At 65.9% G+C, this 23,495-nt stretch carries 20 protein-coding genes, 3 tRNA genes and 1 pseudogene; 9 read left to right on the forward strand and 15 right to left on the reverse strand.

The genetic code is table 11. The annotated features are described in order from the left end of the window. Positions 1-29 precede the first annotated feature (29 nt). Positions 30-518 (reverse strand): putative pterin-binding protein, encoded by a 489-nt coding sequence (locus BUF17_RS04095; protein WP_139282397.1) that lies wholly within the window; start codon positions 516-518, stop codon positions 30-32. A gap of 692 nt (positions 519-1,210) precedes the next feature. On the opposite strand from BUF17_RS04095, the gene BUF17_RS04100 reads away from it, so the two are divergent. From BUF17_RS04100 to BUF17_RS04110, 3 genes are all read left to right on the forward strand, one after another. Then, complete coding sequence (locus BUF17_RS04100) at positions 1,211-2,890, forward strand: methyl-accepting chemotaxis protein (protein ID WP_073625849.1); 1,680 nt, start codon at positions 1,211-1,213, stop codon at positions 2,888-2,890. A 301-nt stretch (positions 2,891-3,191) separates the two neighbouring features. Next, complete coding sequence (locus tag BUF17_RS04105; protein WP_073625850.1) at positions 3,192-4,055, forward strand: LysR substrate-binding domain-containing protein; 864 nt, start codon at positions 3,192-3,194, stop codon at positions 4,053-4,055. A gap of 196 nt (positions 4,056-4,251) precedes the next feature. Then, positions 4,252-4,605, forward strand: coding sequence for a RidA family protein (locus tag BUF17_RS04110; RefSeq protein WP_073625851.1), 354 nt, complete (start codon positions 4,252-4,254; stop codon positions 4,603-4,605). Positions 4,606-5,700: 1,095 nt separating this feature from the next. Here the strand turns inward: BUF17_RS04110 and BUF17_RS04115 are convergent. From BUF17_RS04115 to BUF17_RS04130, 4 genes are all read right to left on the reverse strand, one after another. Continuing rightward, positions 5,701-6,642, reverse strand: a complete 942-nt coding sequence (locus tag BUF17_RS04115; protein ID WP_073625852.1) for an efflux RND transporter periplasmic adaptor subunit — start codon at positions 6,640-6,642, stop codon at positions 5,701-5,703. Next, positions 6,639-6,845, reverse strand: coding sequence for a DUF1656 domain-containing protein (locus BUF17_RS04120; protein ID WP_073625853.1), 207 nt, complete (start codon positions 6,843-6,845; stop codon positions 6,639-6,641). The genes BUF17_RS04115 and BUF17_RS04120 overlap by 4 nt, the downstream gene beginning before the upstream one ends. Before the next feature lie 13 nt (positions 6,846-6,858). Then, positions 6,859-9,018 (reverse strand): FUSC family protein, encoded by a 2,160-nt coding sequence (locus BUF17_RS04125; RefSeq protein ID WP_073625854.1) that lies wholly within the window; start codon positions 9,016-9,018, stop codon positions 6,859-6,861. A 116-nt stretch (positions 9,019-9,134) separates the two neighbouring features. Beyond that, positions 9,135-10,250 carry an FAD binding domain-containing protein gene (locus tag BUF17_RS04130; protein WP_073625855.1) on the reverse strand — a complete coding sequence of 372 codons (1,116 nt, stop codon included), beginning with the start codon at positions 10,248-10,250 and terminating at the stop codon, positions 9,135-9,137. A gap of 481 nt (positions 10,251-10,731) precedes the next feature. Here BUF17_RS04130 and BUF17_RS04135 point away from each other — a divergent pair, with 481 nt between their 5' ends. Genes BUF17_RS04135 through BUF17_RS04145 form a run of 3 tightly spaced genes read left to right on the forward strand, consistent with a single transcriptional unit; the run spans position 10,732 to position 13,027 of the window. Then, positions 10,732-11,256, forward strand: a complete 525-nt coding sequence (locus tag BUF17_RS04135) for a redoxin domain-containing protein (protein WP_073625856.1) — start codon at positions 10,732-10,734, stop codon at positions 11,254-11,256. Beyond that, positions 11,253-11,816, forward strand: a complete 564-nt coding sequence (locus BUF17_RS04140) for a DsbA family protein (protein ID WP_073625857.1) — start codon at positions 11,253-11,255, stop codon at positions 11,814-11,816. The genes BUF17_RS04135 and BUF17_RS04140 overlap by 4 nt, the downstream gene beginning before the upstream one ends. Beyond that, positions 11,813-13,027 (forward strand): MFS transporter, encoded by a 1,215-nt coding sequence (locus BUF17_RS04145; protein ID WP_073625858.1) that lies wholly within the window; start codon positions 11,813-11,815, stop codon positions 13,025-13,027. Before BUF17_RS04140 ends, BUF17_RS04145 begins: the two co-directional genes overlap by 4 nt. Before the next feature lie 257 nt (positions 13,028-13,284). Here BUF17_RS04145 and BUF17_RS04150 read toward each other — a convergent pair. The 5 genes from BUF17_RS04150 to BUF17_RS04170 all read right to left on the reverse strand — a co-directional run bounded on the left by BUF17_RS04150 (position 13,285) and on the right by BUF17_RS04170 (position 15,817). Then, a tRNA-Arg gene (locus BUF17_RS04150) sits at positions 13,285-13,361 on the reverse strand. Positions 13,362-13,645: 284 nt separating this feature from the next. Continuing rightward, on the reverse strand, positions 13,646-13,951 hold the full coding sequence (locus BUF17_RS04155) for an ETC complex I subunit (RefSeq protein ID WP_073625859.1): 306 nt from the start codon (positions 13,949-13,951) through the stop codon (positions 13,646-13,648). 335 nt (positions 13,952-14,286) lie between these two features. Continuing rightward, positions 14,287-14,363: transfer RNA gene (locus tag BUF17_RS04160), tRNA-Pro, on the reverse strand. A gap of 99 nt (positions 14,364-14,462) precedes the next feature. Continuing rightward, positions 14,463-14,969: a DUF192 domain-containing protein gene (locus BUF17_RS04165; RefSeq protein WP_084563904.1), complete on the reverse strand. Its 507-nt coding sequence runs from the start codon at positions 14,967-14,969 to the stop codon at positions 14,463-14,465. A 323-nt stretch (positions 14,970-15,292) separates the two neighbouring features. After that, a complete protein-coding gene (locus tag BUF17_RS04170; RefSeq protein ID WP_073626073.1) occupies positions 15,293-15,817 on the reverse strand; it encodes a cold-shock protein in 525 nt (174 codons plus the stop codon). Positions 15,818-16,244: 427 nt separating this feature from the next. Between BUF17_RS04170 and gloA the strand changes: the two genes are divergently transcribed. From gloA to BUF17_RS23170, 3 genes and pseudogenes are all read left to right on the forward strand, one after another. Then, on the forward strand, positions 16,245-16,685 hold the full coding sequence (gene gloA, locus BUF17_RS04175; protein WP_073625860.1) for a lactoylglutathione lyase: 441 nt from the start codon (positions 16,245-16,247) through the stop codon (positions 16,683-16,685). A gap of 202 nt (positions 16,686-16,887) precedes the next feature. Continuing rightward, positions 16,888-16,962 (forward strand) — tRNA-Glu (locus BUF17_RS04180). A gap of 250 nt (positions 16,963-17,212) precedes the next feature. Continuing rightward, a pseudogene (locus BUF17_RS23170) lies at positions 17,213-17,443 on the forward strand (hypothetical protein); the annotation flags it as partial. A gap of 101 nt (positions 17,444-17,544) precedes the next feature. On the opposite strand, the gene BUF17_RS04185 reads toward BUF17_RS23170, so the two are convergent. The 5 genes from BUF17_RS04185 to BUF17_RS04205 all read right to left on the reverse strand — a co-directional run bounded on the left by BUF17_RS04185 (position 17,545) and on the right by BUF17_RS04205 (position 23,453). Continuing rightward, positions 17,545-18,870: an MFS transporter gene (locus BUF17_RS04185; RefSeq protein WP_073625861.1), complete on the reverse strand. Its 1,326-nt coding sequence runs from the start codon at positions 18,868-18,870 to the stop codon at positions 17,545-17,547. 80 nt (positions 18,871-18,950) lie between these two features. Further along, complete coding sequence (locus BUF17_RS04190) at positions 18,951-19,799, reverse strand: fumarylacetoacetate hydrolase family protein (RefSeq protein ID WP_073625862.1); 849 nt, start codon at positions 19,797-19,799, stop codon at positions 18,951-18,953. A gap of 45 nt (positions 19,800-19,844) precedes the next feature. After that, entirely contained in the window at positions 19,845-21,467 is a 1,623-nt protein-coding gene (locus tag BUF17_RS04195) for a bifunctional 3-(3-hydroxy-phenyl)propionate/3-hydroxycinnamic acid hydroxylase (protein WP_073626075.1), read from the reverse strand. A 28-nt stretch (positions 21,468-21,495) separates the two neighbouring features. Beyond that, a complete protein-coding gene (locus tag BUF17_RS04200) occupies positions 21,496-22,398 on the reverse strand; it encodes a VOC family protein (protein ID WP_073625863.1) in 903 nt (300 codons plus the stop codon). Continuing rightward, positions 22,398-23,453, reverse strand: a complete 1,056-nt coding sequence (locus tag BUF17_RS04205; protein WP_073625864.1) for an amidohydrolase family protein — start codon at positions 23,451-23,453, stop codon at positions 22,398-22,400. Before BUF17_RS04205 ends, BUF17_RS04200 begins: the two co-directional genes overlap by 1 nt. Positions 23,454-23,495: the final 42 nt, after the last annotated feature.

Here is a 23,495-nt window from a genome sequence, read left to right on the forward strand (position 1 = left end):
AAATGACGCGGCTACCCAGTCGCACCGATCTATTCCACAATGAATAGAATGGATTTGATCTGCCATACCATTCTAGCATGATAGATCTGCTGGTCTAATTTCGAGAAATCGTGGATCGGATAGATCGCCCAGAATGGCCCCTTGTCGCGTATGCGCATCAGCGCGCCATTGTGGCGAGAGGCGATGACGATACCGTAGGCCTTCCAGTCGGCGGCCGGAACGGTCGCCGAGTAGTCGTTGAGGGCAACGAGGCGCGCCTCCCGTACCGGCCGCCCGCCGCGCTCGGCGAGCGCCGACAGCAGCACCCCGGTGAAGGTCTGCACGCCGCTCGTCCATGGCGTCTCGGTTTGAACGGTCGTCTGTGGCAGCGCTTCGAACGCCGCCATGTCGAGGGTCTCCGACTGGAGCAACTGCCCGTCGGCCGTGGCCCATTCGAGCGTGATCTCCTGCGATGAGGCGTTGGCCGTCCAGGCGAAGACGATGGCGAACAGGCAAGCGAGCCTGATGATGAACGTCAAGGCACCGACCTCCGGTTTCAGGTGCCTTCGCCGGGTCGGCGCGCACCATCGAACGACGCGCGGGACAGATGTCGACCACCTCGCCGTCGCGCGGCGGCCGGTGGCGTAGACTGGGCGCAGACGTCGACAAACGTAGAGGATTTGCATGCCGTAGCCGGGGGAGTTGCTTCCGGTTCGAAGGGTATCTCCCGCCGATCTGCTCCAAAATGGATGGAATCGGCTCTTTTGCAGCCGCGCCATGCCACCTCCGAGATGCGGCGCTGCGCGTAGCCGTAAGCGTTCCCGACGCGCGCAGGACATTTCCGCATCCAAATTGGAATGGATCCAAATTGACCGGTGCGAAACGACGTCTCATGTGTTTTTCCGGCGACCGAGACGCGAGGTGAATTCGGACAGGGTAACGCTCCGCCCGCCCCCCGGACAAGGTCGATGCGCAGAGTTGGCCGAGGAGCTTCGCCATGGACCTGATCGTCACGCCTTTGAACATGATAGAGAAAACCCCCTCTTCGACATCCAGCGCCGAAGATATGATGCCCCATTCCAGAATTTCCTCGTTTTATAGTCAACAAATTTTCATTAGTAATAAGGTATTGCACCGTTAGTATTATTTCACTTTCTGTATTGTATTCGTTTCTATACGATTATAATACAAAGAGCTTCGCGACTTTTATGAATATAGGGATGTCTATATAATGCGCTTCACGGTGAAGAGATTGTTGATTTCCGCCGTAGTTCTGTTGCTGGCCGCGACTGGAGGTCTGGCGTGGGCTGCGCTGCACGGCACGGCGCGTCTGGCTGACGACACCAACGAGATCGCCGAGAACTGGCTCCCGAGCGTCAAGGCTGTGACAGAGCTTGAGGTCGCGATCTCCGCGATGCGTATCGCGGAGGGCGCCCACGTCATGTCGACCTCGATCGAAGAGATGGCGCGGGCGGAGAAGGACATGGATGCTGCCGCCGCCCGCGTCGCGTCCGTTCGCGCCAAGTACGAGCGCCTCATCTCCTCCGATTTCGAGCGCCAGACCTACGAGCGGTTGAGCCAGCAGTGGCAGGCCTACATTGATCGCCGCGCCGCGCTCGTCGATCTGTCACGCGCCAATCAGAATGATGCGGCCGCGGCGTTGTTCCGGACCGAGCTGCGCGCCACCTTCGACGAGGCGATGGCGACAGCCGAGAGCCTCGTTGCACTCAACGACAAGAGCGCCGCCGCCGCGCGGGAACAGAGCGTCGTGACGGCATCGTCGGTGCAGGCGATTACGGTCATCGCGACTTGCGTAGTGGCGCTTCTTGGCCTCGGCACCCTTGCCTACATCATTGTCGGCGTAACGACCCCGATCTCCCGGCTGACCTCCGCCATGACGGACGTTGCCGGCGGCAACCTCGCCCGTGAGATCCCATATGACGGACGCCGCAACGAGATCGGCGACATGGCCGGCGCCCTCGCGGTGTTCCGCGACAACCTCGCCGAGACGGAGCGGCTGCGTCAGGAGCGGGCGGAAGCGGAGCGCGCCGCCGCGGCGCAGCGCAAGGCGGAGATGAACGAACTTGCCGAGCGCTTCGAGGCGGCGGTCGGCGGCATCGTCGAGATGGTATCGTCGGCGTCCACCGAACTGCAGGCGGCCGCCCAGAACCTCACCGCGACCGCCGAGCAGACCACGGCCCAGGCGGCGGCGGTCGCCGCGGCCGCCGAGGAAGCGGCGGTCAACGTGCAGACGGTCGCCGCGGCGATCGAGGAGCTGTCGGCCTCGGCGAGCGAGATCGGCGAGCAGGTATCGCAGTCGACCGCCATCGCCGGCCGCGCCGTCGGCGAGGCCGACCAGACCAACGCGCGGATGGGCAACCTGCGCGTCGACGCCGAGAAGGTCGGAGCCGTCGTCGGCATGATCGGCGACATCGCCGCCCAGACGAACCTCCTCGCCCTCAACGCGACGATCGAATCGGCGCGCGCCGGCGAGGCAGGCAGAGGCTTCGCGGTGGTCGCCCAGGAGGTGAAGAGCCTCGCCGAGCAGACGGCGAAGGCAACCGCCGAGATCTCCGCCCAGATCGGCGGCATGCAGGGCTCGACGACCGAGGCGGTGACCGCGATCTCAAGCATCGGGCGCACCATCGGCGACATCAGCGGCATTGCAGCGGCAATCGTCGCAGCGGTGGAGGAACAGGGCGCGACCACGGCCGAGGTCGCGCGCAACGTCCAGCAGGCGGCGCTCGGAGCCAGCGAGGTGACCGCCAACATCGCCGGCGTCAGCCAGGCGGCCGAGGTGTCGGCGGCGGCGGCGACGCAGGTGCTGTCCTCGGCGAGCGAACTCTCCCGCCAGTCTGAGACCCTGCGCGCCGAGGTTCGCAAATTCGTAGACTCCGTCCGCGCAGCATGACCTGGATCGGCGCCCGCCGCGACCTTGCGGTCGGCGCCAGCAGGCCGTGACGCGATCTGTCCTGCGTTCGCGTCGCGGCCGTGCAGTCTCATTCCGTCCGCCGACGATATTGTCGGCGGACGGAGTTCCACTTGCCCCCCTCGTCTTGCCCGCCTCTTCTTGCCTACCTCGTCAGGCGGATGACGCCACGGCGAGCCGGTTGACCTGCAGGATCGCGTCAAGCACGCTGCGATGATCGGCTGGAGGGCGTCCGCCCTGCCCGACGATCTCAAGCAGGACATCCGATCGAAGGGTTGCCCGGATGCTGGACCTCGACCTGTTGCGCAGCTTCGTGTCCGTCGCGGATACCGGCGGCTTCACGCGGGCAGGCGAGCGGGTCCACCGCACGCAGTCGACCGTCAGCCAGCAGATCAAGCGCCTGGAGGACGATCTCGGCCGGCAGCTTTTCCTCCGCGACGGCCGCACCGTGCAATTGACGGAGGAAGGCGAGCGGTTGCTCGGCTATGCCCGCCGCATCCTGGAATTGGCCGGAGAGGCCCGCGCCGCGCTCGCCAGCGACCCGCCGCCCCCTGTGGTGCGGCTCGGCATTCCCGACGACTTCTCCATCACGCCCCTGACCGAGACCGTCGCCGCCTTCGCCCGCAGCCGGCCGGACTGCCGACTGGAAGTGCGGTGCGGGTTATCGGTTCAGCTCACGGCGGCGCTGGAACGCGGCGAACTTGATGTGGCGCTGATCAAGCGCAAGCCGGGTGCCGGCACCGCGTTCGCGGCCTGGCCGGAACACCTGGTGTGGATCGCGAGCCGTCTGCACGATGCGCCGGCGACGCTCGATCCGGTGCCGCTGGTGGCGTTTCCCCAAGGCTGCATCTACCGCGACCGGATGATCCGCGCGCTCGAGGCCGCTGGACGCCGCTGGACGGTCGCCTATGAAAGCCCAAACCTGCTCGGCATCCAGGCAGCCATCGCCGGTGGGCTCGGCGTCGCGTTGCTCGACCGCCGCGTGCTGACGTCCGACCATCGCGTGCTCGACGGTCGCGACGGCTTCCCACCGGTGGAGCCGGCCGAGCTGGCGCTGATGATTGCGCCCGGCGCGGGACAGCCCGCGATGCGGCTCGCGGAGACGCTCGCCGGCTTCTGCGGCAGCGCGATACCCGCCGCCGCCTGAGCGGGCCGAGCGCGGCACGCGGACGAACGTCATCGTCCGCCGTATCGGCAGATCGCATCGAAACCGCCGCCGGCCGCAATGCGATGGGTGACAGCGCGCAGCCGAGCGATTATGCCTCGGCCCGCACCTTGTTCCGACGGCGGCTCCGCTAGCCGACCCTGGAACACCCGCCTGCAAACGCCGAGGAATTCCGCCCATGTCCATCAAGCGCATCGAGACCGGCCGCCGCATGAGCCAGGCCGTCGTCTATAACGGCGTCGCCTATCTCGCCGGCCAGGTCGCGAGCGAAGCCGCCGCCGGCAAGAGCGTGACCGAGCAGACCGCTTCGGTGCTCGCCAGCATCGACGCGCAGCTCGCAGCTGCCGGCACCGACAAGACCCGCATCCTGTCGGCCACCATCTATCTGGCCGATATCGGCACCTTCGCCGAGATGAACGCCGTGTGGGACGCCTGGGTGCCGGAGGGCAACGCCCCGGCCCGCGCCACCGTCGAGGCGAAGCTCGCCGCGCCGGCCTTCACCGTCGAGATCGCCGTCATCGCGGCCGTCTGACGAGACCGCCCCGGCTCCCCGCCGGGGCGTTTTCTCCCTGCCTCTCCGGGCAACACGGCGGCCGGGCTCGCAACCGCGGCCGCCCCGTGGTAGAGGCCGGTGCGATGACAACCTGAAGCGGACGTGGCGAAACCGGTAGACGCAGCAGACTTTGAATTGGAGTGCCCGCGGGGAAATCCGCGGCGTAGAACCGCCCAAATTCGGGGAACGCTAAAGGCGCACGCGCCCAGGCCAATCCCGAGCCAAGCCCGATCCGCCCGGCATATGCCCCGGCTCGATCCGGGAAGGTGTAGAGACTAGACGGGCGGCGCCTACCGCCGGTGCTCCATGCGCCGGCCATGGTGAAGGGATAGTCCAGACCACGAACGCCGGCAGCAGCCGGCGGCGGCGAAAGCCGAAGTGGCAAGAAAATCTGCTTCTCGAAAGGGAGTGCGGGTTCGAGCCCCGCCGTCCGCACCAGGATTTTTCCGTCAGATGAAGGCGTTCCCCTCGATCGACCATACTCTGGGGCGCGGCACGCCTTCCCGCCGCCACCTCCGGGATCGGTTGCACGGCGGGTCCTTTTCAAAAATGCCGACCGCCCACGTCGCGCCGCGCCAAGGCACCCGCGAGACACAGTGTGCACTTTGCTCCGCACTAAACACATGGCTGCATTGTCGGCTTTGGCATGGTGCTCCTTGCTGCACCGCGATATACAGGATGTGCCCTCTTTGGGCGTTTCCTCCCAGACTTAAGACCGCGCGCTCGTTCGCTGCGGTCTTTTTTTTGCCTGACTGATGGCCGGATTCGCCGGAATGGCTCAGCTTGCCGCGCTCGACGACGCGCGTCCCCTTCCCGGCCGCGCTTGACCGTCAGTTCGTCTTTCGCTGCTCCGCACAAATCACATGGCTGCATTGCCGCATTCGGCATGGCACTCCTTGCTGCACCGCGATATACAGGATGTGCCCTCTTTGGGCGTTTCCTCCCAGACTTAAGACCGCGCGCTCGTTCGCTGCGGTCTTTTTTTTTGCCTCATCGACTGCGGAAATCGGACACTCGACGCGGCGCGCGAACCTGCGCCGCCGGCCGATCTCGCCCTCGCGCGATGGAATCGCCCTATCGCTCGTCGTCGGCCACATCCACCGCCTGAGTCTCCACCGCGCTCCCGGCGTCCACAGTGACCGTCGCAGTGAGCCCTGCCGCGAGCGTGATGGACGGCGGCACATCGTCCAGCGCGATGCGGACGGGAACGCGCTGCGCGAGGCGAACCCAGGTGAACACCGGGTTGACGGTGGCCAGCCCCGACGCGTCGGCCTGCGCGTTCGGAACGGTGATGCCGCGGCCAATGCCCTCGACCCGGCCCTTCAGCGTTTCAGGATAGGCCATCAGCGACACAGTGGCGGGCTGCCCGATCCGGATCGTGCGAAGCGCCGTTTCCTCGAAATAGCCGTCGACCCAGAAGCTGTTCGAATCGACGACCGACAGCGCGCTCTGCCCGGATCGGGCATAGTCTCCGGGCTGGATGAGCAGGTTGGTGACGTAGCCGTCGACCGGCGAGACGATCCGGGTTCGGCTGAGATTAAGCGCCGCCTGATCGCTTGTCGCCACGGCCTGCCGATACACCGCCCCCGCCATATCCGCCGCAGCGGCGAAAGTCTGCTGTTCCTCCTTCGAGACGGCGACGGAGGTCAGCTCGGCGCGGCGCTGCGCCTGCAATTGCTTGTTGTCGAAATCGGCCTTGGCGCGCGCAACCGCCGCTTCGGCGTCGGCAAGCGCATTCTGATAGTCGGCAGGCTCGATCTCCATCAGGAGATCGCCCTTGTGCACGAACTGGTCGGCCTTCACCGCGAGGTCCACGATCCGGCCCGAGACCTGCGGCGTCACGGTCACCACATAGGCCCGAACCGTCCCGTCGCGGGTCCACGGCGTCGCCATGTAAGCCTGCCACATCTTCCAGCCGAGGAAGCCGGCGATGCCGAGCGCGACCAGCGTGAAAACAAAGGGAAGAAGCCCGCGCAGGCGGGAGGCCCGGCTTCCGGAAGCTTCGACGGCGCTCATAGGCGACCTCCAGCGGCGAGGACGATGAGGGAGAGAACAATGATGTAGATGCAGAGGTTGAACAGGCCGGGATGCCAGACCTTCCGGGCGATGCCGTAGCGATTGGCGACCATCCTGAGGGGAATGGTGACGAACCAGGCGATCACCATCATCACCATGAACGGTGCGACGTAGACGCCGAACAGGTTGATTTCCGTGTACATGCGCCCTGCCCTCTCAAGCCGCGGCCGGGAACAGGACACGCCAGGGCGTAGCCCGCGCCGAAAGCAGATCGGCGTGGCGATCGAGCGCGTCGAGGATGACGGCGACCTGTGCGCGGACGTGAACGGGGCGTGATGGTCCTGTTTCGGCAGACCGGTGCTGGGCTTCCGCCGCCGCATGGCTGAGGGCCGTGAATGCCTTGCCGGCGGCCGTCAGACGTGCCGCGGCAAGATGGTGGAGCGCCTCCGTCAGCAGACGCCGCCCGGCATCGCTGGCCACGTTGCGCCGGAGATAGATCACGGCCTGCCCGAGGGCGAGGATCGTCATCATGTTTCCCGCCTCCTCCATGACCGCCTGGGGCGAGAGCGCCTCGATGCGCCGCCCCATCAGCACGTTCCAGTGATGGAGTTCGGATGGTCTCGAGACGGGTGCGAAGAATGCCGGGTTCGCGGCTGTCGGGACGCCCGTTCCGATATCGGCGAGGGTTTCGGCGCCGTCGACCGGCGCTGCCCGCCGAAGCGGCTGCACCGCCAGCCGGCGGAGATCGCGCAGCGACAGGGCGAGCAGGCGCCGGGCGCGAACGGCAGGACCGACCACCGGCAGGGCTGTGAAGAACAGGGTGCCGGCGAGGCTGCCCGTGATCACAGCAAGCGCCAGATTGAAATAGCCCGACGCGTCGTAGGTGATCGGATTGCCGAGACCGAGCAGCGGCAGCGATGCGATCGACATCGCGAGGAACACGACGCTGTGCCACTTGCCGGCCTGCATGTACCCGAGCGGCACAAAGAGCAGGAACAGAAGGGCCGCCAGCGCCGGGAAGCCGCTGAGGGACGGCAGCACGCCGAAATAAAGCCCCCCACCGATCACCGCGATCAGTGCCGCGCCGAGCGTGTAATCCCTCGCGAGCACGCTTGCCTGATCGCCGAACGAACCGAAGATCAGGGTCGCGACAGCCGAGAACACCACCGCGAACGCGCCGCCCGGCCACGCGGTCGCAACCCAGAAGGTGGCCGTGAAGAGCACAGCGAGAAACACCCGCACGCCGCCCAGCACCGCAGGCAGCGGATCGGCGACGATCGGCCTCCGCGCCGGTCCCGGCACCCGCGCGGCGTCCTTGCCGTCAAGCAGCAGGATGCTGTCTGCGGTTCTCGCGAGGCTCGCCGCAACGTCGCGCGCGGCATCGACGATCATGCAGCTCGCAAAGTCGAACGTGCGGATCGCAGCGATCTGCGACGCGGCTTCAAGGCAGACATCACGGAACCGGCGGGGATCGCGCTCGATCTGCGTGGCGTCGATGCGCGCGAGGATGGGAGACACTTCGCGCTTGATGGCAACCGCAGATCCGCTCGCCGCATCGTCGTGATTGCCGACATTGCGCCACCCGACCAGGGCGTCCATCAGCGCGGCGAGAGCGGCGCGCAGATTGCCGGCACGGGAATAGAGATAGGAGGATTCGCCGATTGCGGCATCGGTCGCCGTTTCGATGAGGCCGAGCGAGCGCACGACCTCGCATCGCGCGGCATGAGTGGCAGGGGTGTCGCTTTCGGCCGCCAGGGTCATCTGGAACCCGCGGGACAACTGGATCGCGGAATGAGCCAGCATGCCGGCAAGCTGGCGCCGGGCGGTGCCGAAATCCGTGACGAGCATCACAAGGGCTGCGGATGCGATGCCGATGCAGATCTCGCTGACGCGGATGATGGCGAGGAAAGGGGCATTGGTCGGATCGTTCATCGTATCGGCGAAGATGATCGTGGCCGTAATCCCCGCCAGTGCCGCGGCGTAGGACGCGAAGTTCCGCAGCATGATCGCCGCGAACCCGCAAAGGCCGCACCAGAGCGCGAGGCTGAGGATCAGCGTATTCCGGTCCTGCGCGAACATCGCCAGCAATCCGACCATCACGAAGGCGCCGACGATCGTGCCAATGGCCCGGAAGCGGCCCTTCTGAAGAGAGGCGCCAAGGTTGGGCTGGCAGACGATCGCCGCGGTCGTCGCCGCCCAGAACGAGTTCTGCAATTGCAGATAATAGGTGACGAACAGCGCCAGAGAGACCGACGCCGCGAGACGGAGACCGAACATCAGGCGCGGCGCCGAAGGCAACAGGAGCATGAGCATCTTCTCCACCGGCTCGGCGATGCCATGCAAGCCACGGGAGCCGATATAGTCTTGATCGCTCATCGTATCTTCCTCCCGGGCGGGAACATGCTGATCTTTAACCGACCATAGAGGAACGCGCGGAAGACGGAATTATACGCCCGATGTCGACTGTCATACGTTGGTTTGACGGCAGCCGCTCAGCCCAGCGACTGCCCGAGGCGTTGGCCGTAGACGACGATCGCGCGGTCCACGGGTTCACGCGCGGCCTCGTAGGTGGAGAGCGCGGCATCGAGGTCCGGCGTGCCGACAAGGGCGTCACGCAGCGCGAACGCGTCGCCGGCCGCCTTGGCGACACCCATCGCGGTGTGCGGCCGCGCCACGAACGCGGCATCGCCCATGAGCGCGATGCGGCCGGCCACCATCCGCGCCGGCGCATAGTCGAAGATGGCATGCACGAAGGGGCGCGGCTCCGCAGCGACGGCGGCGGCGAACGAGGGTGGAAGCAAGCGCCCGGCATCGGCCCGCATGGTTGCTGCGACATCGGAGCGAACGCGGCCGGGAGCGAGCGAGAACGGCCTGCGAACGCCGTCGACATCGGTAAGCACGTCATCAAGTTCGGCGCGCGTGTACCGGCGATACCAGACCCAGTTATACCGGCGGCGGCCGACGGCGGTGGAACCGTCCGGACCGGTGACGAGATAGCCGAGAATGTGCGAGCCCGGCAGTTCGAAGAAGGCAAAGCGCTCGAACAACTGCCCGGCAGCGGTCGGCGGCACGGTCTCTTCGGGGACGAGGCCACGCCACGTCGCGTAGCCGACATAGTCGGGCTGGGAGTGCGCACCGGAGACGGCCACGCGCACCGCGGAGCCGATTCCGTCCGCGCCGATCAAAAGGTCGGCCCGTTCCTCGCCGCCGTCGGCGTAGCGAACATGAACGCCCGCGTCGTTTTGCGAAATCTCGACCGCTTGCCGGCCGATGAGATAGCGTTCGTCCGGCAGAAGCGCGCGAAAGCTGCGGAACAGCACGTCCCAGGAAAGCTGCGTCTGCGGTGTATGCTGGCTGTGGATCACGGCGCCCTCGCGATCGAGATAGATCCGCTCATGGGCAACGACGCCGATGCGGGCGAGATGCTCGAAGCCGACCTCGCGCAGGATGGCGAACACCTCGCGCTGAGCGACAAGGCCGGCGCCACGTCCCTCGAGGCCATGCACCGAACGCTCTGTGACGGTGACGTCGAAGCCGGCCCGGTGGAGCAGCACGGCGGCGAACAGGCCGCCGATGGATCCGCCGACAATGAGGATGCGCGGGCTCATGACAGGGCTCCCTTGTCGCCGGGCGCTGTCGAGCTGCGGCCGGCTGGTGTTGCAGGCGGACGCCGCATCATGGCCGGACGTCCGCATTCTCTGTCCGTGAAATGCACCGCTCGGGAAACCATACACTCGTATGGCGTTGGCCGGCGCCGGCGGATGGCGATGGCGGCGGCCGAGGCCGCCGGGTGTATCCAGCGTCTGCGCCCCCGGTCACACCCGGCCGTAACACCTTGTCTCCACGGCGTTTTCTTCAAGTCACGCCCTTATCGACCGCCCGGATGGCGGCGCGCAAACGAACGTATGAACCCGCCATGCCAATGGCCGATTTCCCGAACGGGCCGCGCCGTCCAGCATGAACCAGAAATCGCGGGAGGCGTTGCCGTGGACCGCCGGTCTGCCCCCCTCCCTTTGCTGCCGCCACGGCGTTCGATGCCAGGCGGGCCGTCCAGCCGGTCATGACGACGCGCAGATGCCACGAGGAGAGATGGAGATGACCGATCAATCGCAATCAGGGCCGAACGGTCCGATCCAACCCGGCGAGCGGGCGCCCGAGTTCACGCTCTCGGCCACCCCAGATCAGAAGCTCTCGCTATCGGATCTCCGGGGCAGCCCCGTCATTCTCGCGTTCTATCCGGCCGACTGGAGCCCGGTCTGCGGCGATCAGATGGGCCTCTACAACCAGGTGCTGCCAGAGTTTCAGCGGCTCGGCGCACAGCTCGTGGGGATTTCCACCGACGGCGTCTGGTGCCACGCGGCGTTCGCCGAGGCGCGCAAGCTGCATTTCCCGCTGCTCGCGGACTTCGAACCGAAGGGCCGCGTCGCACGCCTCTATGGTGTCTATCGCGCCGCCGACGGCATTTCCGAGCGCGCGCTGTTCGTTCTGGACGCCGAAGGCGTCGTCCGCTGGAACCATGTCTCGCCCCTCGGCATCAATCCGGGCGCCGACGGCATTCTCGACGCGCTTGAGGCGATCGCCGCACCCGCCCGAAGCGAGGGAGCCGAAGCATGAGCCACGCCATTCCCCCTGTCGGCGCTGCCGACCACCGCGCGGGCCCGGATGATGCGCCCATCACTCTGGTCGAGTACGGCGACTATGAATGCCCCTATTGCGGTGAAGCCTACCCGGTGCTGAAGGCCGTGCAGACGGCGCTCGGTGCGCGGCTGCGGTTCGTGTTCCGCAATTTCCCGCTGACCGACATGCACCCCCATGCCGGCAACGCGGCCCGGTTCGCCGAAGCCGCCGCCGCGGCAGGGCGCTTCTGGGAGGCGCACGATATGCTCTACGAGCATCAGGACGCGCTCGAAGACGCCGATCTCGTGCGCTACGGCACGCAGCTCGGCATCGACCGCGCCTTGCTGCTCGCAGGCTTCGACGGCCGTTACGACGACAGGATCCGCCGGGATTTCGACGGGGGCCTGCACGGCGGCGTCAACGGCACACCGTCCCTGTTCGTCAACGGCCTGCGCTACGACGGCCCTCGCGACGCGGAGAGCCTGATCGCCATTCTTGAACATGAAGCAGGCCTTCGCGCCCGCAGCGACCGACCCCAGACAACGGTGCAGAGATGACCACGAAGCACAATGCAGCCAGCGGCGGACACGCCGGCCCCGCGCTCGGCGCGGTGGCGACGTTCTCAATGGCCGCCGCCGCCGGCCTGGCCGTCGCCAATATCTACTACAACCAGCCGATGCTCGAACTGATCGAGCAGGACCTGCCGGGTCCATTGACGGGCGCGATTCCCACCGCCACGCAGCTCGGCTACGCGGTCGGACTGTTCCTGCTCGTGCCCCTCGGCGATCTCGTCGAGCGGCGCCGGCTCATCGTGGTGCAGTTCCTGCTGCTGGCCGCGGCGCTGGCGCTGGCGGCGATCGCGCCGAACGCCGCGCTCCTCATCGCCGCGTCGCTCATCGTCGGCCTCGTGGCGACCGTGGCGCAGCAGATCGTGCCGTTCGCCGCCCACCATGCGCCCCCGGCGAAGCGGGGCGCGACGGTGGGCACCGTCATGGCCGGGCTTCTCACCGGTATCCTGCTCAGCCGCACGCTCGCGGGTTTCATCGCGAGCCATGGCGGCTGGCGCGAGATGTTCTGGCTGGCGGTGCCGATGTCGCTTGCGGCCGCCGGGTTGATGGCCGCGGTGCTGCCGCACAGCGCCCCGGATTCGAAGATGAGCTATCCGCGCCTGCTGCATTCGATCTGGCATCTGTGGCGTGAATTTCCCGCCCTGCGGCTTGCGGCGCTGACACAATCCGCGCTGTTCGCCGCCTTCACGGTGTTCTGGACGATCCTCGCCTTCCGCCTGGCCGAACCCCGGTTCGGCTACGGCGCGGAGGTCGCCGGCCTGTTCGGTCTTGTCGGAGCCGTCGGCATCCTGGCGGCACCGCTCGCGGGGCGTTTCGCCGACAAGCGTGGCCCGTCCCGCGTGGTCGTGATCGGCGCGATCGTCACCCTCGCCTCGTGGGTCGTATTCGGCGTCTGGACATCGATGACGGGCCTGATCGTCGGCGTCATCCTGCTCGATTTCGGCATCCAGAGCGCACTCGTCTCGAACCAGCACATCGTGTTCGCACTGCGGCCTCAAGCGCGTGCCCGGCTCAACACCGTGCTGATGGGGACGATGTTTCTCGGCGGCTCCATCGGCTCCGCGACGGCGACACTGGCGTGGAATGCCGGGGGATGGCTGCCGGTCAGCGTGCTCGGCACGCTCTTTGCGCTTGTCGCGGCCGGGCTTCAGGTCTTCTCTGCCCGCAAATTGCGGCCCGCAGTGAACCCCGCCCGCTGAACGTTCGTCACCCGGGCCGACAGAACAGCCGGAACATGCTGTCGGCCCGGCGATTTGCGCGCCATCCGCCGTATCATGGATATACCCGGCCGAGCCATTCTTCAGCTCGCAGGGCTTTCAGAGGACGGGGAATTGCGCACATGGCAACGGCGGCTGTCGACGGGGCGCCGCCCGTTGCTCGCGCAGAGTGCCGCCTCGCGCACCACGAACGGCCGCATCGATGCAAACTGACGCAAACCTTTGATTATAAAGGCTTTTGGCGACCCCGGCAGGACTCGAACCTGCGACCATCAGCTTAGAAGGCTGGTGCTCTATCCATCTGAGCTACGGGGCCAAGCGGCGCGGACACCGAGAGGCCGTGCGCGCAAGATGCAATGGCACAACAAGGCCCGCTTCGTCCATCCCGACGACGCCCTGACCTTGCAGACGCTGCGGATCGACCGGCCACCAGATACCAGACCCGCGAACCTCAGGTCGCGATAAGCCGGTCGTCTTCGCTGCGGCTGTGTTGAATTCCGGCTTCGTACCGGTGTCCGGTCCACAGGCCGCGCGCCTTAAAGCGGCTGCGGCGGCCTCTGGCCCGGCTTCTGTCCCGGAGGCGATGCCTCCGGGCCGACCTCAATGGGTCCAGGGCGCGACGCGGTCCGAGCGGAAATTGTCGGAATAGGAGATCTTCTTCGCCGCGGCCTCGTGGGGTTCGGCGACCTGGTAGGCGATGCCGTAGCGCTCGGCATAGGCGACCGCTTCTTCCTTGGTGGCGAAATTCAGCCGCACGAAGCCGTTCACGTCCGACGTCGAGGTCCAGCCCATCAGCGGCTCGACCGTCCTCGGCTCCGAAGGCTCGAAATCGAGCACCCAGCGATGCGTCCGCGCGCGCCCCGATTGCATGGCGTTGCGCGCCGGCTTGTAGATGCGTGCGACCATGGCCGCGGTTCCTCCGAAACGTCAAAAAGGCGACTCCGTCGCGTTCGCCCTGTTATGGGATCGAACGCCCCCGACCGCAACGCGACCAAGAAGCGCGCAAGCCCGCCCCGCGCCGGCCCGGTCGACCGAACGATGGCGCCCTTATACGAGGATGCCATCGCGGCAGGTGCGGCACGATTCGAGAGCTTCATCTCGTAGAGGGCCGCATCCTGCCGATTCCGGATCGATCCGGCCGAAACACATTGGCGCGAGAAACACGCGAAACAGGGCAAAAATTCATCGGAGCTCGTATGGTTCCGCCCGGAATCTGCGAGACACCAAAGAGGCCCGCGGACTGGTCGGGGCAGCAAGATTCGAACTTGCGACCCCCGGTTCCCAAAACCGGTGCTCCACCAGGCTGAGCTATGCCCCGTGACCAGCGGACCGGAAATCTCCCGGCCCGCGCCCTAGATAGGCCATCCCGCCGGGCGGCGCAATCATCGCAAGCCCCGCCGCTTGGACGACTTAACCCTCATTGTCCGTCGGCCGCGAAGCGAGGCCCCGTCAGACGGGTGCCGGCCACGATACCGAGCCGGCGAGCGCTTCCGGCCTCCAGTTCCAGCACGAAGCGAACCGGATCGCCGGAGGGAATCGCCGTGGTCGAATAGGGCACGGTGTTCGGAACGACGCGCGCGACCGTGCCGTCTTCGCGGATGAAGATCATGTCGAGCGACAGCGGCGTGTTCTTCATCCAGAACGACACGTCATCGCTGGTACCGAAATCGAACAGCATACCGTGGTTCTGGGGCAGGCTTTCGCGGAACATCAGGCCGTGGGCACGGGTGGCCGGATCGTCCGCGATCTCGGCGGTGATGGTCGCACGGCCCTTGGCGGTGGAAACCGCCAGTGTCTCGTCCGCGGAAGCCGCCGCAACGGCCGTAATCACGAGCGACGCGGCGATAACCAGCGCCGCAAAGAAGCCGACAATCCGCGCCGGCGCAACCTTGATGGCGCGCCCGAAACCCGACAGCGATCGCATTTCGTGAAACCTCAATCGAACCCGCGGTCACGCCGCGCCACCGGCTTAATTGATGTCCTCGAAAAGTTGAAGGGTGGGACGCGATCGCCGCAGGCGGCAACGCGAGGGAATCGCGCCCTCACCACGGACGTGGGCTGGAACGCGGCAGACACCGGGTATCCGGTGCGGCGGCGACCATGCGCCGCTCCGTTACGCAGGCTGAGCCAATGCCGACGTGGTTCCGGAACGACGTCGCTCCGGAATGAAGTGGCTCCAGATAGACGTAACCCCGGATAAATGCACGCGAATCCGCGGCTGCAGCCTCGCCTGGTCCGGCGAAGATATCAGTGGGAAGAGGGAATGGCGGCGCCGCTCTCGGGCCGGATTTCGGCGGCCATGAGGCCCTTCGGGCCCGTGCCGTATCGCACCAGCACCGCCTGACCCGGCCGCAGCTCGGTGAGCCCGAATCGGCGCAACGTCTCCATGTGAACGAAGATGTCTTCGGTTCCCTCGCCGCGTGTCAGGAAGCCGAAGCCCTTGACGCGGTTGAACCACTTCACCTTGGCCCGTTCCAGCCCGCTGGTCGGCACCACCTGGACATTGGTGCGCTGGGGGGGAAGCTGTGCCGGATGCGGGGCCTCGGAGACGTCCATCGACAGCACCCGCAGCGCCTGCAGCCCCTTCGGCCTGTCGAGCACCTCGCAGACGATACGCGTGCCCTCATAGGCGGTCTGGAAGCCGTCCCGCCGCAGGCAGCTCACATGCAGCAGCACGTCCGCCATGCCGTTGTCCGGCACGATGAAGCCGTAGCCCTTGGCGATGTCGAACCACTTGATGACACCGGAGACTTCGATCAGCTGCCCGCCCATCTCGGCGAACGCATCGTCTCCATAGCCTTCGGAAGGGCAGGCACGACCGGCCAAATCGGAGGACGTCACGCCTGCGTCTCGCAGATTGACGTCGGAGATCTTTACCCCCATCTGCACGGCTGCGTCCCCACTTTTTCCACTCCCCTCGACACGAAGGCGGATGGTTAGGATTCCGTTAAGCAGGATAACATCCACAACCGGCCCGGCCAGCGTTTTCTTGCCGATTTCGTCGCGCAAACGTCGTCTTTCTGTCTAAAAGACGAGATGGGGCCGGTGGCGTTTGCCCCCGCGGCGCCCAGGCGCAGAATGCGACGGCTCGAATGATGCGGATGCCCCGCATCCGCCGCTTCACGGCAGGCGCGGTGACGGCCCTGTCTTTCCGCCTTATCCGTCGCGGTACACAGTCCATCCTGAGGAAACCCCACCGATGCGCTATCTCCACACCATGGTCCGCGTCTCCGACCTCGATGCCTCGCTCGACTTCTACAGCCGCGTGTTCGGCATGAAGGAAGTGCGCCGGACCGAGAACGAGAAGGGGCGCTACACGCTCGTCTTCCTCGCCGCCCCGGGCGACGAGGCCTCGGCCCGCGCCGGCGCGGCACCCTGTCTCGAACTCACCTACAACTGGGACCCCGAGGCCTATGGCGAGGGTCGCAATTTCGGCCATCTCGCCTTCGAGGTCGACGACATCTACGAGACATGCGCCCGGCTTCAGGCGGAAGGCGTCACGATCAACCGGCCGCCGCGCGACGGCTACATGGCGTTCATCCGCTCGCCGGACAAAATCTCCATCGAGCTCCTGCAGAAGGGTGGCGCGCTCGCCCCGGCGGAGCCCTGGGCCTCGATGCCGAACACCGGCCACTGGTGATCGCGGCGCGGCTGCCAAGCGCAGCCTCAATCTCCGCCTGCCCGGCTGCCGGGCGGGCGGCAGACGATTCCAGGCGGCGCCGCGGCCGGCACCGATTGGAAAGACAGGTTTTCCAGAACGAAATTCATGGGCCGTCTTGCCCCGCTGGAAATGCCTGCTATAACGCGCACCGCACCGGCTTGAAGGGCTAGCCCTTCTCCCAGCGCCCTTCGTCTATCGGTCAGGACGCCACCCTTTCACGGTGGAGAGAGGGGTTCGATTCCCCTAGGGCGCGCCACTTCCGGACAAAACCGCGAACACCCGGATGGGTGGCTTGGTTGGCGGCACAGGTGGCTTCAGCACCATGCTTGATCCGTTGATACGGACGACGTGCTGGTCGATGTAGACCGCACAGATCTGCGACCGCAGAGAGGCTTTGCGGAACGACACCTCGACTTCGATGATATTTGACGCATGAGCTGCCCGAAACAGGCCAGCTTGCCCTGATCACGCCGGCGTGCGGCGGCCCCTTACAAATCATACCGGCTCGACCGGGCCCCTTGGCGGTCGGGATCAAGGCGGTATGCGAGACCCGCGTCCACTATGGCTGTCGCTGTGTCGACGTCCTGCTCCCGCGCGAGGGCTGGCCCGCCAATCAGAAGCGGACTCGAAGGGGCTGCAATGAGTTAGGCCCGCAACTCCGGGGCAAGGCGCCCAATCCGAGGCACGCAAACCAAGGCATCAAGCGTCGGGTCAAGGCGAAGCTGCGGACCAATCGCGGGCGGGGCGTTGCCGCCCCGACCACAGAGCCGTCGCCGAACACGGTTCCAGACCCGTGAACTCCAAGTATCCGGCATCAGCGGGGAGCGCGTCTAAACGCTCACGATAGCGCCTTCTTCGATGCCTCCGGGGCGAACAGAATGCCGATCAGCGCGAGAACGGCGATGATTTCGAAGTAGACGATCACGCTGCTGAAGTTTCCTGTCGAGCCTATCAGCGCCGTTCCCACCAAAGGAGCGATGCCGCCACCCAGGATGATGCCGAGTTGCTTGCCGAGAGAGGAACCGCTGACACGCACATCGGTCGGAAAAAGCTCCGAGGTGAACGCGGCCTCCGGCGCGAACATCAGCGCATGAATGAAGCCGATCGAAACAACCAGTCCGAGGATGAGCAGCAAGGGATCCTTCGTGGCCAGCAACTGGAAGAAGACCGGATACCAGAGGGCCGCGAGAATGATACCCGCCGCGATGAATGGGCGCCTACCGAACCGATCAGAATAATAAGCAATGACCGGAACCATGAACATTTCCAGAACATTGGCCAGCATTGTGCCGAAGGTGACGCTCGATTGCGGCATCAACAGAGTTCTGACCGCATAGCCGAGTACGAATACAGTGCTCATATATTGAAAGGTGCTGTGCGCCATGTTGACCAGGCATCCGAACAGAACAGGCTTCTTCCAGGAGCGGAGCACGGTCAGCAGCGGTGCCTTCTGCCCCTGGCCCGCGCGCTGCGTCGCCTTGAACAGCGTCGATTCATCGACCTGGAGTCGGATGTAGCTGCCGAGAAGCACGAGCACGAAACTCAACACGAAAGGAATCCGCCACACCCAGCTCGCGAAAACTTCCTGGCTGAAGAAAACGCCGAGAAGTGCGATCAGGCCGGACGCGGCGATCACGCCGACCGGTCCGGAGGCGTTGATCCACGAGGCGAAGAAACCGCGTCTGCGCGATGGGGCATTTTCCAGCGTCAAGGCGACGGCGTTCATGTATTCGCCGCCGAAGGCGAACCCCTGGAGGAAGCGGAGCGCCACGAGGCAGATGGGTGCCAGAAGGCCGATACTGTCATAGCTCGGCAGACACCCGATCATGAAGCTCGCGGCCCCCATCATGGCGAAGGTGATGGTCAGCATGGCCTTTCGGCCGAAGCGGTCGCCGAAGTGCCCGAAGACGATCCCGCCCAGCGGCCGCGCGACAAACCCGACGGCGAAGGTCGCATAGACCGCCAGCATGCTGGCCACGGAATCCATCTTCGGGAAAAAGAAACGGTCGAAGACGATCGGAGCGGTGAAGGCATAGATGAAGAAGTCATAGTGTTCGATCGCTGATCCCAGCGACGAAGCGATAACCAGCTTGTGATAAGATGATGTCACCTGCTGTGTGGACGATTGATCGCTGATGTCCCGCACGTCGGCTCTGGTGTTCATGGCGTTCCCTCCCGGAAGTAATTGCGGACCCGTTCTTCAGATGCGGTGCGTTGATCACCGTATCGGCGCGGGTTTGCCGCTCAGCGGACTTCATCCACAATGGGGTTACGGAGAACGGCGAGGTTCTCGACTTCCACTTCGACGATGTCGCCGGGTTTCATCCACAAGGGCGGGGTCCGCTTGGCGCCGACGCCTCCCGGCGTACCGCTGACGATGACATCGCCGGGCTCCAGCCGAGTGAAGGACGAGCAGTATTCGATCTGCCGGGGGATATCGAAGATCATCTGACTGAATCTGGCTTCCTGCACCACCTGACCGTTGAGGCGGGTCTGGATGGACAGGTCGGACAGATCGCCGAGTTCGTCCGGCGTCATCATCCAGGGACCGAATGCGCCGGTTTCCGGAAAATTCTTCCCGGGTGCAAACTGATGCGTATGACGTTGGAAGTCGCGGATGCTGCCATCATTGTAGCAGGAATAGCCGGCGACATGACTCATGGCGTCATCGCGCGAGATATAGCGGCCGCTCTTGCCGATGATGACTGCGAGTTCACCTTCATAGTCCAGTTCGGTCGATACTTTGGGCCGGATGATCGGGGCGAGGTGCCCAGTCTGGCTGTTCGCGAAACGGGTAAAGACCGTGGGATTGTCGACAACGGTGCGACCGGTTTCCTGGCGATGCATTTCGTAGTTCAGGCCGATGCACAGGATTTTGTCCGGGTTCGGCAGGACCGGCAGCCAGGTCAGCTCGGTCAGTGGCGTCGCCGCCGCACCGATTCTGGCCTCCGCGACGCCTGCCAGGCCGGCGGAGATCGCAGCCTTCAGATCGGCATAAAATTCTCTCAGCGCCACGCCGACGTCGTAGAACAGATCGGCTTCGACGAGCCCCCATGTGACACGTCCGGCGATGGCGACCGTTGCCAGCTTCATGCTGCATCTCCAGGTTCTTGCAGAAAATGACCAATGGGGCCCGGCTCAGCCGGCTGCCCTGCGCGCCGGGGCGCCGGCGAGGGCCGGGTCGGGAACCAGGCGCCGCGCGGCTTCCTCGATGAGCCCCGTGAGTTCGCTCACGGACCGCGCGGCGCCGAACACGTAGTGATCCGGACGTATCAGCGCGCCGACGACGCCGTGGCGGTCGAACCAGTCGGCCAGGACACCGTCGCGTTCGATGAGGAGATCCTGACCCGCCGAGGCGAGGTCCGGCGGCGCGACCGCCTTCACGACGACATCACCCAGTCCCGCCGGCAGCGAACCGACCGAGCCGGGCGCGACCCGGCGCCCGTCCAGAATGACGCGCCAACCCGCACCGGCGACCCTGTCGAGCAGCTGCCACCCTGCGGCGGCTTTTATGTGCGGCTGGACGAACAGCGTCCCCCGTGCCGGGGCGTCTTCGCCCGCGATGAAGCCGTCCCGGAGCGGGGGGATGATTTCCTGGCGGGTGATGGTGAGTGCTGCCCCGCCGCCTTCGGCGAGAACCTGCGCATCGCGGCGACGCGCCGCCTCGGGGTCGCGCTCGCATATCGACCGCCCCACCGCCTTGATCTTGCCGGTCAGCTCGATCACGTGCTGCTTGCGCTCAGCGGTGTAGGTGTCGAGGAGAGCCTCGTCCGAGGCACCACGCAGGACTCGGTCGAGTTTCCAGAGAACGTTGGTGACATCGCGCAGACCCTGGCACATGCCCTGACCGAAGAAGGGTGGTTGCTGGTGCGCGGCATCTCCCGCGATCAGGATGTGGCCGCGGCGCCAGTCATCGGCAACGAGCGCATGGAAGCGGTAGGCCGCGGCACGCCACAGCGTGCCGTCCGTGGGCTCCAGCCACGGCGCCAGCAGCGCCCACACCTGGTCCGGCTGCTCCATCCGGCGCGGGTCCTCTCCCGGCAGGAGCATGATCTCCCAACGCCGATGGTTCTTCGGTCCCATCACGAAGCTGGTGGGACGCGCGGGATTGCAGAACTGCGCGGACGTTTGTGGCAGCTTCGCGAGACCCAGGTCGTCCACCAGCACATCGACGACCAGCCAGGGTTCGTCGAAGATCAGATCCTCCAGCCGAATGCCGGCGAGTTCGCGCACGCTGCTGGATGCGCCGTCGCAGCCGAGCACGTAGCGCGCTCGCACGGTGCGGCTCCCGCCATCCCCACCGCGCAGTCTCGCCTCGACATGGCCGCCCCTGTCCGACAGGCCGACGAGCTCGACGCCCATCTCGACCGTGACAGAGGGAAAGCTCTGCGCATGGCGTCGCAGTTCGGCTTCCACAGGCGGCTGCGTGAACACGAGGCTTGGCGTGTAGCCGAGCGGATAGGGCTCGGGTACCATGTCGATCCGGCGGATCAACTGCCCCTCGGCGCCGAAATGCTGCGATGCAGTGAAGGGCGCCACATGGGGCACCACCGCTTCGGCGATGCCCATATTGTCGAAATGCCGGAAGATTTCATGGTCGAGCGCAATGGCGCGGGGCTTTTCGTAAATTCCCTCGAGCCTGTCCACGACCAGCGTGCGATGGCCCATGCGTCCCAGAATGCCGGCAGCGGTGGCGCCGGCCGGGCCGAAGCCGACGACGAGAACATCGAAGCTCTCTTCATCTCTGCGAAGATCGTTCATGCGCATAATCCTCCCCTTCCCTCGTCGATCACGCGCGGCGGGGCACGGCGAACGGGACGGACGATTGAGCCTTCTTGCAGTGCTCGGTCTTGGGCGGGGCGATGCCCCAGTGATCGGTCCGCCCGGGCGGCCAGACCCATTCGTCCGGCCCCTTGACGCGATAGCTGTCGTCCACCTGCAGCACCTCGGCGGTGTATTCGATGACGACGCCGGTCGGATCGACGAAATAGGCGAACACGTTGTCGCCGGGCCCATGACGCCCGACGCCCCAGCCGATGGGGAAGCCGTGGTCGATCATGCGGCCCGAGGCACGCATCACCGATTCGATATCGGGCACCAGAAAGGCGATGTGGTTGAGGCCGTTGACCGGCGCTTCCGCGAGCACCACCGCATGGTGGTCGTGGTTGCAGCGCAGGAACGCCATCATCTTGGACCGGTCTGTCAGGCGAAACCCGGCGACGTCGTGATAGAAAGACGAGAGGGCGTCGATGTCGGCGGTATTGATGTTCACGTGCGCCAGGCGCTCGGGTCGGTCCGGCACGACCTTGCCGGCCTTGCGACGGTCGCCGTAGACGAATTCGAGGCAGCAGCCCTGCGGCTCGCGCACCACGAGGCTCTGCCCGCCCGCCGGCCCGGACGAAGGCCCCGGTTCGCGCAACACCACGCAACCCGCAGCGCGCGCCCGGGCATGGAGATCGAAAAGGTCCTCATGCGAGCGCGCCCGGAAGGTGACCTTCCTCAGCGCCGGATGGTCGCCGGCCTTCAGCTCCAGCACATGGAAATCGCTGCCGGTCGCGGCCAGGAAGACTTTTCCATCGGCTTCGGCTGCGAAATCGAGCCCCCATATCTTGGTGTAGAAGTCGATGGACCGCACGAGGTCCGGCGTCGACATCTCCACGCTGCGCAGGGCGGTGACGGGAAAGGCGGTCATCAGGGTTCCTCTTCCAGTCCGAGGAAGGTCGCGGCGTTCTGCCATTTCAGCCGGTTACGCAGGAGCGGGTCGTCAAAGGCCGTCTCGATGCGTGCGACCGGTGCGGCCTCCTGAAAGCTGAACGGGTAGTCGGTGCCGATCATCACCTGCGTTTCGCCGAACAGCGCGATCAGGTGACGCAACGTCGGCTCGTCGAAGACGAGCGAGTCGAAATAGAACCGGCGGGCCTGCTCGGCGGGAGGGGCCTGCAGGGCGTCGCGCAGAGCCGGGAAGCGCCTGTAACCCTGTTCGAGCCGCGGCAGGAGCATGGCAAGCGTACCGCCGCCATGGCTGAACGCGATCCTGAGCCGGGGAAACTTCTTCGCAAGGTTGCCGGTGATGGCGGACGCGGCCGCCAGGCCGACATCGGTCGGATAGGCGAGCACCTGCTGGAGCGGGGGAGGTCCAACCAGGCGATCCATGCCGGTGGGGCGCACCGCGTGGACGAAGACCGCTGCGCCGAGCCTCTCCGCCTCGGCGAAGAAGGGCTCCAACCGCGCGTCGCCGATGGCGATGCCGTTGACGTTGCTGCCGATCTCGACGCCGGCGAAGCCCAGCACCTCGACCAGCCGGCGCAGTTCGTCCACAGCAAGATCGAGATCCTGGAGCGGCACGCCGCCAAGGCCGATGAAGCGGCCCCGGCCTTCCTCGACCAGCGCGCCGATCACGTCATTGGTGTAGCGCACGAGATCGGCCGCCGGCCTGGCTTCCATCCAGTAGCTGAATAGCTCCGGCATCGGCGACAGTGCCTGCATGGCGATATCAGCCGCATCCATCGCCGCGATGCGGCGCTCGGCGACCCAGCAGGCATCGCTCACGGTGCGATAGGGACGCCCGTCGATCGTCACCGTCGCGTGGCAGGCGTCGTGCGCGGCCATGGCCGGCCAGTGTGCCGGCGCCGGCGAGCGCCGGGCGGACGGAAAGGACGACGGCACCACATGCGCATGCACGTCGAGCCCGCATCCCGGACATGGCTTTGCGCTTCGGCTCTTATCGGCGGACCGCGCTTGTTGCATGGCGTTTCTCCCTTATGGGATTCCATAATATGGAGAAATCGC

The sequence above is a fragment of the Pseudoxanthobacter soli DSM 19599 genome (assembly GCF_900148505.1).
GTDB lineage: Bacteria > Pseudomonadota > Alphaproteobacteria > Rhizobiales > Segnochrobactraceae > Pseudoxanthobacter > Pseudoxanthobacter soli.

What these genes read in the sequence shown, in the direction of transcription:
- BUF17_RS04100 (WP_073625849.1), top strand. Translation starts at nt 1,211, where the DNA reads ATGCGCTTCACGGTGAAGAGATTGTTGATTTCCGCCGTAGTTCTGTTG.
- BUF17_RS04105 (WP_073625850.1), top strand. Translation starts at nt 3,192, where the DNA reads ATGCTGGACCTCGACCTGTTGCGCAGCTTCGTGTCCGTCGCGGATACC.
- BUF17_RS04110 (WP_073625851.1), top strand. Translation starts at nt 4,252, where the DNA reads ATGTCCATCAAGCGCATCGAGACCGGCCGCCGCATGAGCCAGGCCGTC.
- BUF17_RS04115 (WP_073625852.1), bottom strand. Translation starts at nt 6,642, where the DNA reads ATGAGCGCCGTCGAAGCTTCCGGAAGCCGGGCCTCCCGCCTGCGCGGG.
- BUF17_RS04120 (WP_073625853.1), bottom strand. Translation starts at nt 6,845, where the DNA reads ATGTACACGGAAATCAACCTGTTCGGCGTCTACGTCGCACCGTTCATG.
- BUF17_RS04125 (WP_073625854.1), bottom strand. Translation starts at nt 9,018, where the DNA reads ATGAGCGATCAAGACTATATCGGCTCCCGTGGCTTGCATGGCATCGCC.
- BUF17_RS04130 (WP_073625855.1), bottom strand. Translation starts at nt 10,250, where the DNA reads ATGAGCCCGCGCATCCTCATTGTCGGCGGATCCATCGGCGGCCTGTTC.
- BUF17_RS04135 (WP_073625856.1), top strand. Translation starts at nt 10,732, where the DNA reads ATGGAGATGACCGATCAATCGCAATCAGGGCCGAACGGTCCGATCCAA.
- BUF17_RS04140 (WP_073625857.1), top strand. Translation starts at nt 11,253, where the DNA reads ATGAGCCACGCCATTCCCCCTGTCGGCGCTGCCGACCACCGCGCGGGC.
- BUF17_RS04145 (WP_073625858.1), top strand. Translation starts at nt 11,813, where the DNA reads ATGACCACGAAGCACAATGCAGCCAGCGGCGGACACGCCGGCCCCGCG.
- BUF17_RS04155 (WP_073625859.1), bottom strand. Translation starts at nt 13,951, where the DNA reads ATGGTCGCACGCATCTACAAGCCGGCGCGCAACGCCATGCAATCGGGG.
- BUF17_RS04165 (WP_084563904.1), bottom strand. Translation starts at nt 14,969, where the DNA reads ATGCGATCGCTGTCGGGTTTCGGGCGCGCCATCAAGGTTGCGCCGGCG.
- BUF17_RS04170 (WP_073626073.1), bottom strand. Translation starts at nt 15,817, where the DNA reads ATGGGCGGGCAGCTGATCGAAGTCTCCGGTGTCATCAAGTGGTTCGAC.
- gloA (WP_073625860.1), top strand. Translation starts at nt 16,245, where the DNA reads ATGCGCTATCTCCACACCATGGTCCGCGTCTCCGACCTCGATGCCTCG.
- BUF17_RS04185 (WP_073625861.1), bottom strand. Translation starts at nt 18,870, where the DNA reads ATGAACACCAGAGCCGACGTGCGGGACATCAGCGATCAATCGTCCACA.
- BUF17_RS04190 (WP_073625862.1), bottom strand. Translation starts at nt 19,799, where the DNA reads ATGAAGCTGGCAACGGTCGCCATCGCCGGACGTGTCACATGGGGGCTC.
- BUF17_RS04195 (WP_073626075.1), bottom strand. Translation starts at nt 21,467, where the DNA reads ATGAACGATCTTCGCAGAGATGAAGAGAGCTTCGATGTTCTCGTCGTC.
- BUF17_RS04200 (WP_073625863.1), bottom strand. Translation starts at nt 22,398, where the DNA reads ATGACCGCCTTTCCCGTCACCGCCCTGCGCAGCGTGGAGATGTCGACG.
- BUF17_RS04205 (WP_073625864.1), bottom strand. Translation starts at nt 23,453, where the DNA reads ATGCAACAAGCGCGGTCCGCCGATAAGAGCCGAAGCGCAAAGCCATGT.